Source organism: Citrobacter sp. MGH100, assembly GCF_001034465.1.
Classification (GTDB): domain Bacteria; phylum Pseudomonadota; class Gammaproteobacteria; order Enterobacterales; family Enterobacteriaceae; genus Citrobacter; species Citrobacter youngae.
The window spans coordinates 88264-105552 of sequence record NZ_KQ089801.1 but is presented as its reverse complement, the minus strand read 5'-3'; the positions used below and the strand labels follow the sequence as shown (position 1 = coordinate 105552).

Genomic DNA, 17289 nt, shown 5'->3' with positions numbered 1-17289 from the left:
TGACTCCGCACCGCGGGGCGTTTGAGATTTTATTATGCTAATCAAATTATTAACGAAAGTATTCGGTAGCCGTAACGAGCGTACGCTGCGTCGTATGCGCAAAGTGGTCAACGTCATCAACGCGATGGAACCGGAGATGGAAAAACTCTCCGATGATGAGCTGAAAGCGAAGACCGCTGAATTCCGCGCCCGTCTGGAAAAAGGTGCCAGCGTGGAAAGCCTGATCCCGGAAGCATTTGCGGTAGTCCGTGAAGCGAGTAAGCGTGTGTTCGGTATGCGTCACTTCGACGTTCAGCTGCTGGGTGGTATGGTCCTCAACGATCGCTGTATCGCAGAAATGCGTACCGGTGAAGGTAAAACACTGACCGCAACGTTGCCAGCCTACCTGAACGCATTAAGCGGGAAAGGTGTACACGTCGTTACCGTGAACGACTATCTGGCTCAGCGTGACGCCGAAAATAACCGCCCACTGTTTGAGTTCCTCGGTATGACCGTAGGTATCAACATGTCAGGTCTGCCGGCTCCGGCCAAGCGTGAAGCTTACAATGCTGACATCACTTACGGTACCAACAACGAATACGGCTTTGACTACCTGCGCGACAACATGGCGTTTAGCCCGGAAGAGCGCGTTCAGCGTAAACTGCATTATGCGCTGGTCGATGAAGTCGACTCCATCCTGATCGATGAAGCACGTACTCCGCTGATCATTTCCGGCCCGGCTGAAGATAGCTCGGAAATGTACAAGAAAGTGAACAAAATCATTCCAAACCTGATCCGTCAGGAGAAGGAAGATTCTGACACATTCCAGGGCGAAGGCCACTTCTCTGTCGATGAGAAATCGCGCCAGGTTAACCTTACCGAACGTGGTCTGGTTCTGATTGAAGAACTGCTGGTGAAAGAAGGCATTATGGATGAAGGCGAGTCGTTGTACTCTCCGGGCAACATTATGCTGATGCACCACGTGACTGCCGCACTGCGTGCGCACGTGCTGTTTACCCGCGATGTTGACTACATCGTGAAAGACGGCGAAGTTATCATCGTTGATGAACACACCGGCCGTACCATGCAGGGGCGTCGCTGGTCCGATGGTCTGCACCAGGCTGTTGAAGCTAAAGAAGGCGTAGAGATCCAGAACGAGAACCAGACGCTGGCATCTATTACCTTCCAGAACTACTTCCGTTTGTACGAAAAACTGGCCGGTATGACCGGTACAGCAGATACCGAAGCCTTTGAATTTAGCTCCATCTACAAGCTGGATACCGTAGTTGTACCAACTAACCGTCCGATGATCCGTAAGGATTTACCGGATCTGGTGTACATGACCGAAGCGGAAAAAATTCAGGCCATTATCGAAGATATTAAAGAGCGTACCGCGAATGGTCAGCCGGTGCTGGTGGGGACTATCTCCATTGAAAAATCTGAAGTGGTCTCTAACGAGCTGACCAAGGCAGGCATCAAACATAACGTGCTGAACGCCAAGTTCCACGCTAACGAAGCAGCAATCGTCGCACAGGCGGGCTATCCTTCAGCCGTGACCATTGCCACTAACATGGCGGGTCGTGGTACGGATATCGTGCTGGGCGGTAGCTGGCAGGCAGAAGTCGCCGAGCTGGAAAATCCGACAGAAGAACAAATCGCACAGATTAAAGCTGACTGGCAGGTGCGTCACGACGCGGTGTTGGCCTCCGGTGGTTTGCACATCATTGGTACCGAACGTCATGAATCTCGCCGTATCGATAACCAGCTGCGTGGCCGTTCCGGTCGTCAGGGGGATGCGGGTTCTTCTCGTTTCTACCTGTCGATGGAAGATGCGCTGATGCGTATTTTTGCCTCCGACCGCGTGTCTGGCATGATGCGTAAATTGGGTATGAAGCCAGGTGAAGCGATTGAACATCCATGGGTAACCAAAGCGATTGCTAACGCGCAGCGTAAAGTAGAAAGCCGCAACTTCGATATTCGTAAACAGCTGTTGGAATACGATGACGTTGCCAACGATCAGCGTCGTGCCATCTACAGCCAGCGTAATGAACTGCTGGATGTGTCCGACGTTAGCGAAACCATCAACAGCATTCGCGAAGATGTCTTCAAAGCCACCATTGATGCGTACATTCCGCCGCAGTCCCTGGAAGAAATGTGGGATATTCCGGGTCTGCAGGAACGTTTGAAAAACGATTTCGACCTCGAGATGCCGATTTCAGAGTGGCTGGATAAAGAGCCTGAGCTGCACGAAGAAACGCTGCGCGAACGTATTCTGGCAAACGCCGTAGAAGTTTATCAGCGTAAAGAAGATGTTGTGGGCGCAGAGATGATGCGTCACTTCGAAAAAGGCGTGATGCTGCAAACTCTCGACTCCTTGTGGAAAGAGCACCTTGCGGCGATGGACTATCTGCGTCAGGGTATCCACCTGCGTGGTTATGCGCAAAAAGATCCGAAGCAGGAATATAAACGCGAATCCTTCTCTATGTTTGCATCAATGCTGGAATCACTGAAGTACGAAGTGATCAGCACCCTGAGCAAAGTTCAGGTGCGTATGCCTGAAGAAGTAGAAGCGATGGAGCAGCAGCGTCGCGAAGATGCTGAGCGTTTAGCGCAGATGCAGCAGCTGAGCCACAAAGATGATGATTCTGCTGCGGCAGAAGAGCTGGCGGCACAAACCGGCGATCGTAAAGTGGGTCGTAACGATCCGTGCCCTTGCGGTTCCGGTAAAAAATACAAACAGTGCCATGGCCGTCTGAGCTAAGAAAATAACTCACTGAAAAGGCGCAGAATTCTGCGCCTTTTTTATGGACGATAAATATGAAAGTACTGCAAATCGCTGTTGGAATTATTCGTAATAAGCACAACGAGATTTTTATCACTCAGCGTGCCGCCGATGCTCATATGGCAAATAAGCTGGAGTTCCCCGGCGGAAAAATAGAAGCGGGCGAAACGCCGGAACAGGCGCTGGTTCGCGAGCTACAGGAAGAAGTTGGTATTACGCCGACTCAAAGCTCATTGTTCGAAAAGCTGGAGTATCAGTTTCCGGACAGACATATCACGCTGTGGTTCTGGCTGGTTGAAAGCTGGGAAGGAGAGCCATGGGGAAAAGAGGGGCAGCCAGCGCAGTGGATTGCGCAAGCCGCTCTGAATGCGCAGGATTTCCCGCCCGCGAATGCGCCGGTCATTGAAAAGTTGATTGCTGGCTAATGGTGTTGTAGGCCGGATAAGGCAACGCCGCATCCGGCAAATTATTGCGGGGACGCAACGCTTATCCGGCCTGCCGTTGTCGCTGAATTACTTCTGCTCTTCGCTCCAGTCATCGCTTTCTGACAGATCGCCGGAGCTTGGGATACGCTTCTCTTCCGCGGCCCATTCACCCAGGTCGATTAACTGACAACGTTTGCTGCAGAATGGACGAAACGGACTGACTTCTGCCCACACGACTGCTTTACCGCAGGTTGGGCAGTTTACGATAGTTTGTTCAGACATCTTAACTCCTTAACAGCACGCCAGATCGAAATCGAGGCGTTCAGGCACCTGACCATTCTCGCTATCCAGTGGCATAAAGCGAATGGCAAAGCGGCTCTTATGACCCGATATTTGCGGATAAAGCTGCGAAGCGAGCGGCAACTGTAAACGCAGTAGGTCTGCATCATCGCCGTTGTCCTGGTAAAAACCATTCAGGCTGGTTTGCTTACGAAACGGTGCTGAGTTGCGGATTAAATCCAGGACCAGAGACAATGCCTGGTTGAGCGGGTTCAGGCTGGCAAGCCAGGTCTCAACCTGTGTGTCACGCTGAGTCTGTGACAGATGCAGCCAGATATGTAAAGTCGGCAAATCAAAACTGCAGCATCCGCCGGGAATACTTAAACGCTGACGAACAAGGCCAATCAGACGGTCTTCACGCAGGGTTTGTCCGATGCGCGGGGCAGAAATCAGAATACTGCCCGCACTTTTTAATTGCTGACGTAAAGAGTCGATTCTGCTTTGATCGACGCCCGGAACTTCAACCCAGGCCTGAAGTTTTCGCTGCTGTCTTTCCAGCTCTTTGAGGAGTTCAGTACGGACTTCGCCACGTTCAAATACATCCAGTAAATCCCCCACATTGCGGAAAAAATGCAGTGCACCTGCGTGATCCACAATGGGCAAATTAATGGAGAGTTGTTGGATCAGAAACTCAATGCGCAACCATGTACGCATCTTCTCATTGAGAGGGTGTTCAAAAAGGACCTGGGTGTGCATTACGGTTTTTCCTGTGAGACAAACTGCGACGCGAATTGCAAATAGAGTGCGTGCAGGCGGGCGACATCCGAGACGATAGCATCCGGTGCGCCATTATTATCAATAACATCATCTGCCACGGCAAGGCGTGCTTCACGTGTTGCCTGGGCAGCCAAAATTTGTTCAACGTGCTCGCGCGTAACATCATCGCGCTGCATGGTTCGCCTGAGTTGAGTCTCAGGGGTGACATCCACGACGAGTACGCGATCGGCTTTTTTATACAGCGCGTTTTCTACCAACAAGGGGACGACCCATAACAGATAAGGAGAGGTCGCTTGCTGAAACTGACGCTGTGTTTCCTGCTGAATAAGTGGGTGGAGCAATGCATTTAGCCATTTTTTCTCATCAGGATCGGAAAAAATGCGTTCGCGTAAAATGCGTCGCTGCAACGATCCGTCCGTGGCTATCACCTCGGAACCAAAATGTTCTGCAATCGCCTTAAGGGCGGGTGTGCCGGGTTCAACCACCTGGCGCGCAATAATATCTGCATCAATGATGTTTATTCCGAGGTCAGCGAACGCATTTGCAACGGTACTTTTACCACTGCCAATGCCGCCGGTTAAGGCTACCGTATACCTCATAGATGCAGATCCTGGAGTTTAAGTTTGATTATCAAACAGTTAAAAGTTAAGCGTGCGAAGGCGAGGCTGCTGCAGGATTAACCTACTATTCGCCAGGTAAATTTATGGGATTGTAGCGTAAAAAAAGAGAATTTCGCAGTCTTGCGCGGCATTGATTAGTGCGTATGATAGCGTCACTGGAGTTGTGAGTTTCGATTTTTCGCCATTAACCCCAGGAATCCGCACATGCGTATCGAAGAAGATCTGAAGTTAGGTTTCAAAGACGTTCTTATCCGCCCTAAGCGCTCTACTCTCAAAAGTCGTTCCGATGTTGAACTGGAACGTCAATTCACCTTTAAACATTCAGGTCAGACCTGGTCCGGCGTGCCGATTATCGCCGCGAACATGGACACCGTTGGGACGTTTGCCATGGCAACGGCGCTTGCCTCCTTCGACATCCTGACCGCTGTGCATAAACACTATTCTGTTGAAGACTGGGCCGCTTTCATTGCAGATTCCTCAGCCGATGTACTGAAACACGTGATGGTTTCAACCGGGACGTCGGACACTGATTTCGAAAAAACCAAACAGATTCTGGCACTGAATCCAGCTCTGAACTTTATCTGCATTGATGTGGCAAATGGCTATTCAGAGCACTTTGTTCAGTTTGTGTCGAAAGCACGTGCGGCCTGGCCGACAAAAACGATCTGTGCTGGCAACGTGGTCACCGGCGAGATGTGTGAAGAACTGGTGCTTTCCGGTGCTGATATCGTCAAAGTGGGCATTGGCCCAGGTTCTGTATGTACCACCCGCGTAAAAACTGGCGTTGGCTATCCGCAGCTTTCTGCCGTCATTGAATGTGCTGATGCAGCGCACGGCCTGGGCGGCATGATTGTCAGCGACGGTGGCTGCACAATGCCGGGTGATGTGGCAAAAGCGTTTGGCGGTGGTGCGGACTTCGTGATGCTCGGCGGCATGCTGGCCGGCCATGAAGAAAGCGGCGGTAAAATCGTTGAAGAGAACGGTGAGAAATTCATGTTGTTCTACGGTATGAGCTCTGAGTCTGCTATGACGCGCCATGTTGGTGGTGTTGCTCAGTATCGTGCCGCTGAAGGTAAAACCGTTAAGCTGCCTCTGCGCGGCCCGGTTGATAATACCGCTCGCGATATCCTTGGCGGACTGCGTTCAGCCTGTACTTATGTCGGTGCATCCCGTCTGAAAGAGCTGACCAAACGTACAACGTTTATTCGTGTACAGGAACAAGAAAACCGCGTTTTCAATAGCCTGTAAGAACAGGTCGTACTGTTAAACACCTGATGGCGCACAGCTTATCAGGCCTACGCTCATGCTCTGTGTAGGCCTGATAAGGCGTTTATGCCGTCATCCGACATTTAAATTTATCCCACACTACTCATTGCATCTCCCAGATGAAAAATCGGTAGATACATTGCCACAACCAGCGTACCGATAATCAACCCCGTAATGACAAGCAAGGCTGGCTCAAGTAATGACGCCAAATTTTCGGCCTGAGATAGCGTGTACTCGCTGTGATGTCGGGCGAGGTTTTGCAACATCGCATCCAGAGAGCCGGAAGCTTCACCGGTTCTCACCAGTTGCAAGCAAAGTGGACTAAATTCACCGCTATTTTTAAGCGCCAGCCATACCGGCTTCCCGGCACTGATATCGTGATGCACCTGTGCCAAACGTTGGGACCAATAAGGGCAGTTAAGGGTTTCAGTGACACTCTCCAGACCTTGCAGAAAGGGAATGCCCGCGTTTTGTGTTAATGCCAGTACGGTGAAGATCTGTGTAAGTTTTTGCCCCCTGACCATCGGCCCGATGATGGGGAAGTGCAGCAGTATTTTCTGACGCAGAATAAGCCAGTAGGGTTTCTGCTTTATCAACCCGTATGTTGTTCCCAGCACCAGGCAGAGCAACCCTGCCAGCCATCCCCATCGACTGCTGTAGTGTGCCGCGGCCATAATCCACTGAGTGAGCGTCGGTAGCGGGGTGTTGAACGTGCGATAGATGGCGGCAAATTCAGGTAACACAAAATGCAGCATCGCCAGCACGACCATTATCGCCATGGCAAGAATGATAATGGGGTAGCGTAGTGCTTTTTTGACTTTATCAGCGAGTTGCTGTTGGTTTTTTTGCTGACGGGCAAGTTCAAAGCAGCAGTCATCCAGTTTGCCCGTTAGTTCTCCGGTGCGGATCATTGCCTGGTACAGCGGGGGAAATACGTGTTGCCACCGCGAAAGCGAGGCTGACAGCGCAATGCCTTGTTCCATATCGTAAGCCAGCGTGCGCAGTAATGCCTGCCACTGGTTGCTGGGATGCTGTTCAGCGAGCAGAGTTAACCCAGCGGAAAGCGTCAATCCCGCTTTAAGCAGTGTTGCCAACTGGCGTATGGCTTCGGCACTGTTTGCTCTGCTCCAGTGCGAGGTTTTAACGCGCATCCGGTTAATGTGAATTGGCGTAATCTGCTGCTGTTCGAGCACAAACAGGAGCGATGGTCGGGTATCAGCCCATAGCATCCCTGCTACAGGTTGACCTTCGTGGGTTATTCCTTGCCAGCGCCAGAGGTGTTTAGTTGGCATGGGGCGTGCCCAGTACGCGGATCAGTTCTTCAAATGTCGTTAACCCTTGTTCCACCGCTTGGCAGCCATCCTCGAAAAGAGTACTCATGCCCGCTTGCTGAGCATCCGATTCCACAACGTCTGCGGATGAACCATCGGCAATACGTTGCCGCAACGCAGGCGTAATGGGCAGTACTTCAAACAGAGCTGTTCGACCATAAAACCCGTGATAGCAGTGTTGGCAACCGGGTGCCTGCCAACGCGGTAGTGGCGTGGGCCAAAGTGTTGCCGGGAGTGTTATGGGAGTATCAAGTCGTCGCCGACAATGTGGGCATAATTTTCTGACTAATCGCTGCGCAACTATTAATGTCAGCGCGGAGGCAATCATCCAGCGTGCCACCCCCATTTGCTGCAGGCGTATCAGTGTTTCACTGGTGGAATTGGTATGCAGTGTCGAAAGAACCAAATGACCGGTTTGTGCGGCTTTCAGGGCAATCTCAGCTGTTTCGCCGTCGCGGATTTCGCCTACCATAATAATGTCGGGATCCTGGCGCAGTAGTGCACGTAATACACCCTGAAAATTAAGTCCGGCGCGAGGATGGATTTGTGTCTGATTGAGTCCTTCAATGGGGATCTCGACCGGATCTTCTACACTACAGAGATTCACATCGGGGGTGTTTCGGGTTTGTAGCGCACTGTACAGGGTAACCGTTTTGCCGCTCCCGGTCGGCCCGGTGACCAGAATCAAACCCTGTGGTTGCTGTAATGCTTGTGAAAACGCAGCCAACTGTGCCTCATGCATGCCCAGTGCGTTGACCTCCAGCGTTTGATTAACCTGATGAAGCAGGCGTAGCACTACTTTTTCACCCCATCGGCAAGGCAGCGTGGCGATGCGAAACGAAATGGGGTCACCTGAAATCTCCACGGTAAATTGTCCATCTTGCGGGAGTCGGTGCTCGGCAATATCCAGACTGCCTAATACCTTTAATCTTGCAGTGAGAGCAATGCCCATCTCGGTTGTGACTTCCGGTAATGTGTGTAGTACGCCATCCACACGTATCCTGATCCGGTAGTGATTCTCCGCAGGTTCAATATGAATATCAGAAGCCCGTTGTGCCAACGCGGATTGAAAAGCATGGTTCAGCAACCCTGCGGCAGTTGCGCTGCTTTCTGTGATGATGGCCGGGAGCATTTTACGCGGCGCGTGTGTGTGGCCCTCCATTTGCTGACGCGTCCAGCACACAATATCGATGCGTCGGGTCGTGGCAAAATGCAGTGCATCCAGCAGTTCGTGGGAAGGGGCATCCACAACGGCGATATGCACCGCGTCATTGTCTGCATCCAGTAATATGGCCTGATAGCGCTGGCACAGCGCCGTTAGTTGGGTGGTATTCATCTCTTTTCCTTAGTTGGCATCAAAACGAAAAACGTCTTCGCAAGCCTGTTGCAGCGCGCTGTCATTCTGGATAGCGCAGTTGCGATTCCAGCCCGTTATGCCGTTGGCGTTGTCCCAACCCGGCGTCATGGTGATGCTTAGCCCGTTCAGGCTTTCCTGCCCGCTGAGGCTGACCACGCCTTTTTCCACGCTCATACCTGAGACATAGCGGGTGGTGGTCACTGGGGGGATGCCATTTGTTCCGGCATCACAGGTTTCTGTTCCGCCGTGCTCCAGCGCGCAGAGTTCGACGGCAGTACGGTAGGGGACAAAGGTTTGCAGCATGTCTGTCAGCGCGGCTTTGCGCAGATAGTTTTGATAAGCGGGGATACCGATAGCGCTGAGGATGGCAATGATGCCAATGACCACCATCAGTTCGATAAGCGTGAAGCCTCGTTGTTTGTCCATTGTTGATTTGCTCCTTGAGTTAGCTGGCGCTACTTTGGCAAATCGAAGGGATTTTAGGCGAGGGGCAAAAAATAGAACGAGAAGGCCGGTTCAGATGAATGTTACGAAATTACAGAATCAGACAACGTATTTGCGAAGACGCTCGAATAAACTGCCGATCGGCGGCGTATACGGCTGGGGGCTGTAGGCCCGATACGCGAAGCGCCATCGGGCAGAACAGTCAGCGATTAGCGAAAACGCATCGAGAGGTCGAGCGCGCGAACGTGCTTGGTCAGCGCGCCCACAGAGATGAAATCCACGCCGGTTTCCGCGAATTCGCGTAGCGTTTCATAGGTGACGTTACCAGAAACTTCCAGACGCGCCTGGCCGTTGGTACGTTTGACCGCTTCGCGCATTTGGTCGGTTTCGAAATTGTCGAGCATGATGATGTCCGCCCCGGCTTTCAGCGCGTCGTCCAGTTCATCCAGGCTTTCTACTTCGACTTCAACCGGCACATCCGGGTGCAGCCAGAAGGCTTTTTCCACGGCCTGTTTCACCGAACCAGACGCAATAATGTGGTTTTCCTTGATCAGGAAAGCGTCAGAAAGCCCCAGACGATGATTTGCGCCGCCGCCGCACAATACCGCGTATTTCAGCGCCGTACGCAGCCCAGGCAGGGTTTTACGCGTATCCAGCAGCTGGGTTTTTGTCCCCGCCAGCAGGTCGACGTATTTACGGACTTCACTCGCTACGCCAGACAGCGTTTGCACAAAGTTGAGTGCGGTACGTTCACCGGTCAGCAGTACGCGGGAAGGGCCGTCCAGTTCAAACAGCGGCTGATTAGCCTTAATGCTGTCGCCATCTTCGACATGCCAGGTGACGCTGACATCATCGCCAGCCAGTTGAATAAAGACCTCTTCCACCCAACGCTTCCCACAAAAAACGCCATCTTCACGGGTGATTACGGTAGCGTGGGAGCGCATATCTTCGGGTAAAAGCTGTGCGGTGATATCGTTATTGGCATCAACTTCTCCGCCTAAATCTTCACGCAGCGCCTGAGCGACAGCGGCAGGGATATCCAGATTTATGCGTTCCAACAGCGCGTCACGTCGGTAGTCAGGGTTATAGCGGCGAGGCGGCATGATAAAACTCCAAATTGCTAACGAATCATAAGGTGGAAACATGCTACCCTGAACCTGATATGAGCACCACCAATAAGGAGATTCTGCATGTTGTTAGACGAGGGCTGGCTGGCAGAGGCGCGACGCGTTCCCTCTCCGCATTACGATTGCCGCCCGGATGACGAAAGCCCTTCTTTGCTGGTGGTGCATAATATCAGCCTGCCACCCGGTGAATTTGGCGGCCCATGGATCGACGCGCTGTTTACGGGCACGATTGATCCCAATGCCCATCCTTATTTTGCCGGAATCGCCCATTTGCGCGTTTCTGCCCATTGTCTGATCCGCCGTGATGGTGAGATCGTGCAGTATGTCCCCTTTGATAAACGCGCCTGGCATGCCGGCGTCTCGAGCTATCAGGGCCGCGAACGCTGTAATGATTTCTCAATTGGTATTGAGCTTGAAGGGACGGATACGCTGGCTTATACCGATGCGCAGTACCAGCAACTGGCTGCCGTGACGCAGACGCTGATTCAGCGTTATCCGGCGATTGCCAGTAACATGACTGGGCATTGCAATATTGCGCCCGAGCGTAAGACCGATCCCGGCCCCTCATTTGACTGGGCAAGGTTTCGCGCCCTGGTCACCCCCTCGTCACACAAGGAGATGACATGACGCTGTTTACAACATTACTGGTGTTGATTGTTGAACGCCTGTTTAAGCTGGGTGAGCACTGGCAGCTTGATCACCGGGTTGAAGCTCTTTTCCGTCGGGTTAAGCATTTCTCGATGATGCGTACGGTAGGCATGGCCCTGGTTGCGATGGGGGTGACGTTCCTGCTGCTGCGCGCACTCCATGGGCTGCTGTTTAACGTGCCCTTGCTGGTGGCGTGGATCTTAATTGGCCTGCTGTGCATCGGCGCTGGCAAGACGCGTCTTCATTATCATGCCTATCTGAACGCGGCGGCTCGCGATGACGCTCACGCTCGTGAGGCGATGGCCAGCGAGCTAACGCTTATCCATGGCGTGCCGCCGGACTGTGATGAGCGTGAGTTTTTGCGTGAACTGCAGAACGCGCTGTTATGGAACAACTTTCGCTTTTACCTGGCGCCGTTATTCTGGCTGATTGTCGGTGGCCCGTGGGGACCGGTGACGCTGGTGGGTTATGCTTTTTTACGTGCCTGGCAGTCCTGGCTGGCGCGCTATCAGACGCCGCATCAGCGTCTGCAGTCGGGTATCGATGCGATCCTGCATGTGCTGGACTGGATCCCGGTGCGCCTGGCGGGCGTGGTCTATGCGCTGTTAGGACACGGCGAGAAAGCGCTACCGGCCTGGTTTGCCTCGCTTGCGGATATGCATACTTCGCAATATCAGGTGTTGACGCGTCTGGCGCAGTTCTCGCTGGCGCGCGAACCCCATACCGATAAAGTCGAAACGCCAAAAGCTGCCGTTTCGATGGCGAAGAAAACCTCGTTTGTGGTGGTGGTGGTCATTGCGCTGCTGACCATTTATGGGGCATTAGTATAGCGTTGTGCCGGATGGCGCTAACGCTTATCCGACCTACAATGAAAAAACGTGTAGGCCCGGTAAGCGTTAGCGCTACCGGACAGTGCAACGGCTTAGTTCGTATCAGCAGGCGGCACGCCAAAATCTGGCATGCCGTTTTCGTCCCAACGCACGAGTTTCAGACGAGTGTGGCGGTTTGGGTCGTACAGCGGATCGCCTTCGATTTCGGTGTAATTTCTCGCGTGGTACACCAGCACATCTTCACCTTCCGGCGTTTGCGTAAAGCTGTTGTGTCCTGGGCCGAACTGGCGGTTTTCGTAGCTGGTGGTAAAGACCGGGCGCGGTGATTTGTGCCAGTTCTGCGGGTTGAGTGGATCGGCGTTGAGGTCAATCCACAATAATCCCATACAGTAATTCTCATCGGTGGCGCTGGCGGAATAGCTGATGAACAGCTTGTCGCCGTGAACCATGACGGCCGGACCTTCGTTGACCCAAAAACCCCGGCATTCCCAGTCATATTCTGGATGGCTGAGCATCACTGGCTCGCCTTTAATCGTCCATGGATTTTCCAGCTCAGCGAGGTAGATATTGGAGTTCCCGGCGATATCGGGCGATTTCTGCGCCCACAGATACCACTGTTTTCCCTGATGGTTAAAGGTTGTGGCATCAAGCGCGAAGGTATCAAACTGGGTTTTTATTTGCCCCTTTTCAACCCACTTACCACTTAGCGGATCGGCATCTGCGCACTCCAACGCAAACATGCGATGCTGGAACATACCCAACGTATCGAGCGCCTGAGTGTGCGTGGCCGCAAAGTAGATGTACCACTTACCTGCCAGATGATGGATTTCAGGCGCCCAGATGAGTTGGCTCATAGGGCCGCTGTCCGGTTTGTGCCAGACAACAACGGGTTCCGCGGTGCGTAATTCCCCCAGAGAGTCAGCCCGGCGGATCTCCAGGCGATCGTATTCGGGCACTGAAGCAATGAAATAGTAGTGGCTACCGTCACGTAAAATAAACGGGTCGGCACGTTGTTCAATAAAGGGGTTAGGCCACTGATTCATCAGGCTTTCCTTACGGTTTCAGTTGTTTTTATCTCGTGGTATTCATTCAGTTCACGGTAATTGGCGCGGCGCTTTTCTAAATCTGTCTGGATTTGCTGCATGAACTCGCGGTCAACTTTCAGCAGGCGAACCACGCCTGCAGTAATCAGGTAGCCTACGCCCGGAATAATAGTGAACAACAGCATAATGCCGTTAATCGCGGAGTCGCTTTGCGCTTTAGCGCCTGCATCGTAGCCGTACCAGGAAAGCAGGAAGCCCACCATCGCGCCGGCAATCGCCAGCCCCAGTTTCAGGAAGAACAGGTTGCCGGAGAAGCTGATCCCGGTGATGCGTTTACCGGTTTTCCACTCGCCGTAGTCATCGACATCCGCCATCAGCGACCAGTGCAGCGGGGATGGGATCTGATGCAGGATGTTGAGCAGGAAGTAGAGCACCATAATCATCATGGTGGCTTTCGGATCGAAGAAGTAAAATGCGGCGGAGAAAATCGCCAGGATGATGTTGGTCCAGAAGAAGACTTTCAGTTTGCACCAGCGATCGGTTAATACCTTCGCGAGCATACTGCCGATCATCATGCCGACAACGCCAAGGCTGATAAACAACGTAGCGAACTGTGTGCTTTGCTGCATAACCCAGGTGACGTAGTACATGGTGGCGGCCATACGAATAAAGCCCGGACAGACGTTGCACAAGGTTAATAGCAGGATTTTCACCCACTGATCGTTCTTCCACACGTCTTTCAGATCGGCTTTCAAATCGTCGTTCGTGGGTACCGCAGGGCGTACACGTTCGCGCACGGTCGCGAAACAAAACAGGAACATGCACATACCAATGAAAGCCAGCACGGCCATCGCCATCTGATAGCCTTTGGCTTTATCTTCCCCGCCAAACCAGTCTGCCATTGGCAGTAGCGTGAGTGAGAGTAGCAGAGTTGCAATCCCGACCAGCACGAAGCGATACGACTGGCAGGCGACGCGTTCTTTCGGATCGTTGGTGATGACGCTACCGAGTGAACAGTAGGGAATGTTAATTGCTGTATAGGTAATAGAGAGCAGGAAGTAGGTGACAAACGCATAGATAACTTTGCTGTTATACGTCCACTCCGGAGTGGTAAACATCAATACGCTGAATAATGCGTAGGGGAAAGCCATCCACAGAAGCCATGGACGAAACCGACCATATTTACTGCGGGTACGATCGGCCATTGCACCCATGATAGGGTCAGTAACGGCATCAATAACGCGTACAGAAAGCAGCAATACGCCGACAAGTGCAGGCGCAAGACCAAAAATATCTGTGTAAAAATAGTTAACAAACAGCATGATAGCGCCGAATATGATGTTGCATCCGGCATCGCCCATTCCATAGCCGATCTTTTCTTTAACCGACAGCTTTCTGGTTTCCATCAAGCGCACTCCATTAATGTGATATGGAGAGAATTATTGTCTGGTGTTGGTGTTTTTGCGTTGCAGGATAGCGCCGCTGATATGGACTAAACAGTCATCTGTGGGAAAGTGTGAGGCAGGTAACAACCCCCACCTGGTGCAGGTGGGGGGAAGGATTAATGCGCTTTCACGGCACCGGCTGTTTTCTGTTTGCACAGATAGCCAATGCCAAGAATGGCAATCCATACCGGGATCAGGTACACAGAGATCGCCATGCCCGGCGTCATCAGCATAATCACCAGTACTGCAGCCATGAAAATCAGGCACACCCAGTTACCCAGCGGATAGAGCAGTGCCGGGAAGCGGGTGGTAACCCCCTGCTGCTGTTTTGCTTTGCGGAACTTCATGTGCGCCAGGCTGATCATTGCCCAGTTGATCACCAGGGCGGAAACCACCAGCGCCATCAGCAGGCCAAAGGCGGATTCTGGCGCCAGATAGTTGATCAGCACACATAGAGCCGTAACCAGCGCGGAAACCAGAATGGTGTTCACCGGTACGCCGCGTTTGTCGACGTTCATCAGCGCTTTTGGCGCGTTGCCCTGTTGAGCCAGGCCGAACAGCATACGGCTGTTACAGTAGACACAGCTGTTATAGACAGAAAGGGCAGCGGTCAGCACCACTATGTTCAGCGCATTGGCAACAAAGGTGTCGCCCAGTTCGTGGAAAATAAGGACAAACGGGCTGGTATCAGCCGTAACACGCGTCCATGGCATCAGGGAAAGCAGTACAGCCAGCGAACCCACATAGAAAATCAGGATACGGTAAATGACCTGGTTGGTGGCTTTAGGAATGCTTTGCTCCGGGTTATCGGCTTCTGCTGCGGTGATCCCGACCAGCTCCAGCCCACCGAAAGAGAACATAATAATTGCCATCATCATTACCAAACCGGTGAAGCCGTGCGGCAGGAAGCCACCCTGGTCCCACAGGTTACTGACGCTGGCCTGCGGCCCGCCGTTGCCGCTGAATAGCAGCCAGCCGCCGAAGATGATCATCGCGACTACGGCAATGACTTTAATAATGGCAAACCAGAACTCCATCTCACCGAACACTTTCACATTGGTCAGGTTAATGGCGTTAATAATCACGAAGAAGGCGGCCGCAGAGGCCCAGGTTGGGATCTCCGGGTACCAGAACTGAATGTATTTACCCACGGCCGTCAGCTCAGCCATGGCAACCAAAACGTACAGCACCCAGTAGTTCCAGCCAGAGGCGAAACCTGCGAAACTGCCCCAGTATTTATAAGCAAAGTGGCTAAAGGAGCCTGCTACCGGCTCTTCAACCACCATTTCACCTAGCTGACGCATAATTAAAAAGGCGATAAAGCCGGCAATAGCGTAACCCAGAATAATACCCGGCCCTGCAGACTGAATAACGGATGCGCTCCCGAGGAATAACCCGGTACCAATCGCGCCACCCAGCGCGATAAGCTGTATATGGCGGTTTTTAAGGCCGCGCTTTAGCTGATCGCCATGCTGTTGACTTTCCATCATGAAACCTCGTGTGTGGTTTTACTCTTCATCTTTCGAGTACTTATATTTTGAACCACGCAGTGACGCGTGTGTAAGTTTGCAATTCCGTTTGTTGTATTAATTTATTTACAGCAATGAATTATGAAATGTTGCCTAAAGACTTTTGTCTTGATCAGAATAATGTTATGCGAGCGCGAATGCACCTGCTTTATGCGGCGTGAGAGACGAGTTGAATAAAAAGAAACCATTTGTAAGCGCGAGTTTATCTACCACAAAATTTCCAATTTGAATTTTTATTCGAAAATAGTGATTGATAAATCGATAAATAAGCAGGTGAATCGGTTCAGATAATATATTTTTTCGTTTCAATTCGGTTAAAACTACCTCGGGATGGGTAAATTTAACATTTGTGCATAGTTACATGTTTGAAACGTTATTTCTGTAATGTTGTTAAAATATGCCTCCTTTACTGATTTCAATCAAAACCTGTATGGACAGAAGGTGAATACTTTGTTACTTTAGCGTCAAGAACATGAAATTGGTAAGACCAATTGACTCCGGGCAAATGGCTTAAGACAGGAAATCATGGCCTACAGCAAAATCCGCCAACCAAAACTCTCCGATGTGATTGAGCAGCAGCTGGAGTTTTTAATTCTTGAGGGGACACTTCGCCCCGGAGAAAAACTCCCACCGGAACGCGAGCTGGCAAAACAGTTCGACGTCTCCCGCCCCTCCTTACGCGAGGCGATCCAACGCCTTGAAGCGAAGGGGTTACTGCTTCGTCGTCAGGGTGGTGGCACTTTTGTTCAGAGCAGCCTGTGGCAAAGCTTTAGCGACCCACTGGTAGAGCTGCTCTCCGACCATCCTGAATCCCAGTTTGACCTGCTTGAGACGCGCCATGCGCTGGAAGGTATTGCTGCCTATTACGCTGCACTGCGCAGCACGGATGAAGACAAAACGCGAATCCGTGAACTCCACCATGCGATCGAGCTGGCTCAACAGTCCGGCGATCTTGACGGCGAATCTGATGCGGTACTGCAGTATCAAATTGCTGTCACCGAAGCGGCACATAATGTGGTGCTGCTCCATTTGCTAAGGTGTATGGAGCCGATGCTGGCCCAGAACGTTCGGCAAAACTTCGAATTGCTGTATGCGCGTCGCGAGATGCTGCCGCTGGTAAGCAGTCACCGTACCCGTATCTTTGAAGCAATTATCGCCGGGAAGCCGGAGGAGGCGCGTGAAGCGTCGCACCGTCACCTGGCCTTTATCGAAGAGATCCTGCTGGACAGAAGCCGTGAGGAAAGCCGTCGTGAACGCGCCTTACGCCGTCTGGAGCAACGAAAGAATTAGTGATTTTTCTGGCAGAACGTTAACCAGAAGATGTTGTAAATCAAGCGCCATATAAAGTGCGCGGCAACTAAACGCAGAACCTGTCTTATTGTGCTCTCGCGAGCGAGAACACAATGG

Annotated in this window: 16 protein-coding genes; 6 read left to right on the top strand and 10 right to left on the bottom strand. The window is 52.1% G+C overall.

Annotated features, from left to right (window positions below; genetic code table 11):
- Positions 1-34 precede the first annotated feature (34 nt).
- Both secA and mutT read left to right on the top strand, forming a co-directional pair.
- Positions 35-2740: a preprotein translocase subunit SecA gene (gene secA, locus SK32_RS12195; protein WP_048212689.1), complete on the top strand. Its 2706-nt coding sequence runs from the start codon at positions 35-37 to the stop codon at positions 2738-2740.
- Between the two features lie 56 nt (positions 2741-2796).
- Entirely contained in the window at positions 2797-3186 is a 390-nt protein-coding gene (gene mutT, locus SK32_RS12190; RefSeq protein ID WP_048212688.1) for an 8-oxo-dGTP diphosphatase MutT, read from the top strand.
- 87 nt (positions 3187-3273) lie between these two features.
- Here the strand turns inward: mutT and yacG are convergent, their stop codons facing one another.
- Genes yacG through coaE form a run of 3 tightly spaced genes read right to left on the bottom strand, consistent with a single transcriptional unit; the run spans position 3274 to position 4841 of the window.
- Complete coding sequence (yacG, locus tag SK32_RS12185; protein WP_005124648.1) at positions 3274-3468, bottom strand: DNA gyrase inhibitor YacG; 195 nt, start codon at positions 3466-3468, stop codon at positions 3274-3276.
- 9 nt (positions 3469-3477) lie between these two features.
- Complete coding sequence (gene zapD, locus SK32_RS12180; protein WP_048212687.1) at positions 3478-4221, bottom strand: cell division protein ZapD; 744 nt, start codon at positions 4219-4221, stop codon at positions 3478-3480.
- A complete protein-coding gene (coaE, locus tag SK32_RS12175; protein ID WP_048212686.1) occupies positions 4221-4841 on the bottom strand; it encodes a dephospho-CoA kinase in 621 nt (206 codons plus the stop codon). Before coaE ends, zapD begins: the two co-directional genes overlap by 1 nt.
- Positions 4842-5066: 225 nt before the next feature.
- Between coaE and SK32_RS12170 the strand changes: the two genes are divergently transcribed.
- Positions 5067-6110, top strand: a complete 1044-nt coding sequence (locus SK32_RS12170; RefSeq protein ID WP_040229985.1) for a GMP reductase — start codon at positions 5067-5069, stop codon at positions 6108-6110.
- Between the two features lie 107 nt (positions 6111-6217).
- On the opposite strand, the gene hofC is transcribed toward SK32_RS12170, so the two are convergent.
- From hofC to nadC, 4 genes are all read right to left on the bottom strand, one after another.
- Positions 6218-7420: a protein transport protein HofC gene (hofC, locus tag SK32_RS12165; protein WP_048212685.1), complete on the bottom strand. Its 1203-nt coding sequence runs from the start codon at positions 7418-7420 to the stop codon at positions 6218-6220.
- Positions 7410-8795, bottom strand: coding sequence for a type II secretion system protein GspE (gspE, locus tag SK32_RS12160; protein WP_048212684.1), 1386 nt, complete (start codon positions 8793-8795; stop codon positions 7410-7412). The genes hofC and gspE overlap by 11 nt, the downstream gene beginning before the upstream one ends.
- A gap of 9 nt (positions 8796-8804) precedes the next feature.
- Entirely contained in the window at positions 8805-9242 is a 438-nt protein-coding gene (ppdD, locus tag SK32_RS12155) for a prepilin peptidase-dependent pilin (protein ID WP_048212683.1), read from the bottom strand.
- Between the two features lie 227 nt (positions 9243-9469).
- Positions 9470-10363: a carboxylating nicotinate-nucleotide diphosphorylase gene (gene nadC / locus SK32_RS12150; protein ID WP_048213473.1), complete on the bottom strand. Its 894-nt coding sequence runs from the start codon at positions 10361-10363 to the stop codon at positions 9470-9472.
- Positions 10364-10450: 87 nt separating this feature from the next.
- On the opposite strand from nadC, the gene ampD reads away from it, so the two are divergent.
- Together ampD and ampE are read left to right on the top strand one after the other, a co-directional pair.
- Positions 10451-11014 (top strand): 1,6-anhydro-N-acetylmuramyl-L-alanine amidase AmpD, encoded by a 564-nt coding sequence (ampD, locus tag SK32_RS12145; protein ID WP_048212682.1) that lies wholly within the window; start codon positions 10451-10453, stop codon positions 11012-11014.
- Positions 11011-11865 carry a beta-lactamase regulator AmpE gene (gene ampE, locus SK32_RS12140; RefSeq protein ID WP_048212681.1) on the top strand — a complete coding sequence of 285 codons (855 nt, stop codon included), beginning with the start codon at positions 11011-11013 and terminating at the stop codon, positions 11863-11865. The genes ampD and ampE overlap by 4 nt, the downstream gene beginning before the upstream one ends.
- Positions 11866-11957: 92 nt before the next feature.
- On the opposite strand, the gene SK32_RS12135 is transcribed toward ampE, so the two are convergent.
- The 3 genes from SK32_RS12135 to aroP all read right to left on the bottom strand — a co-directional run bounded on the left by SK32_RS12135 (position 11958) and on the right by aroP (position 15843).
- Positions 11958-12908: a glycoside hydrolase family 43 protein gene (locus tag SK32_RS12135; RefSeq protein ID WP_048212680.1), complete on the bottom strand. Its 951-nt coding sequence runs from the start codon at positions 12906-12908 to the stop codon at positions 11958-11960.
- Complete coding sequence (locus tag SK32_RS12130) at positions 12908-14314, bottom strand: glycoside-pentoside-hexuronide (GPH):cation symporter (protein ID WP_048212679.1); 1407 nt, start codon at positions 14312-14314, stop codon at positions 12908-12910. The genes SK32_RS12135 and SK32_RS12130 overlap by 1 nt, the downstream gene beginning before the upstream one ends.
- A 155-nt stretch (positions 14315-14469) precedes the next feature.
- Entirely contained in the window at positions 14470-15843 is a 1374-nt protein-coding gene (aroP, locus tag SK32_RS12125; protein WP_086523581.1) for an aromatic amino acid transporter AroP, read from the bottom strand.
- A gap of 564 nt (positions 15844-16407) precedes the next feature.
- Between aroP and pdhR the strand changes: the two genes are divergently transcribed.
- Positions 16408-17172, top strand: coding sequence for a pyruvate dehydrogenase complex transcriptional repressor PdhR (pdhR, locus tag SK32_RS12120; protein ID WP_003018699.1), 765 nt, complete (start codon positions 16408-16410; stop codon positions 17170-17172).
- Positions 17173-17289: the final 117 nt, after the last annotated feature.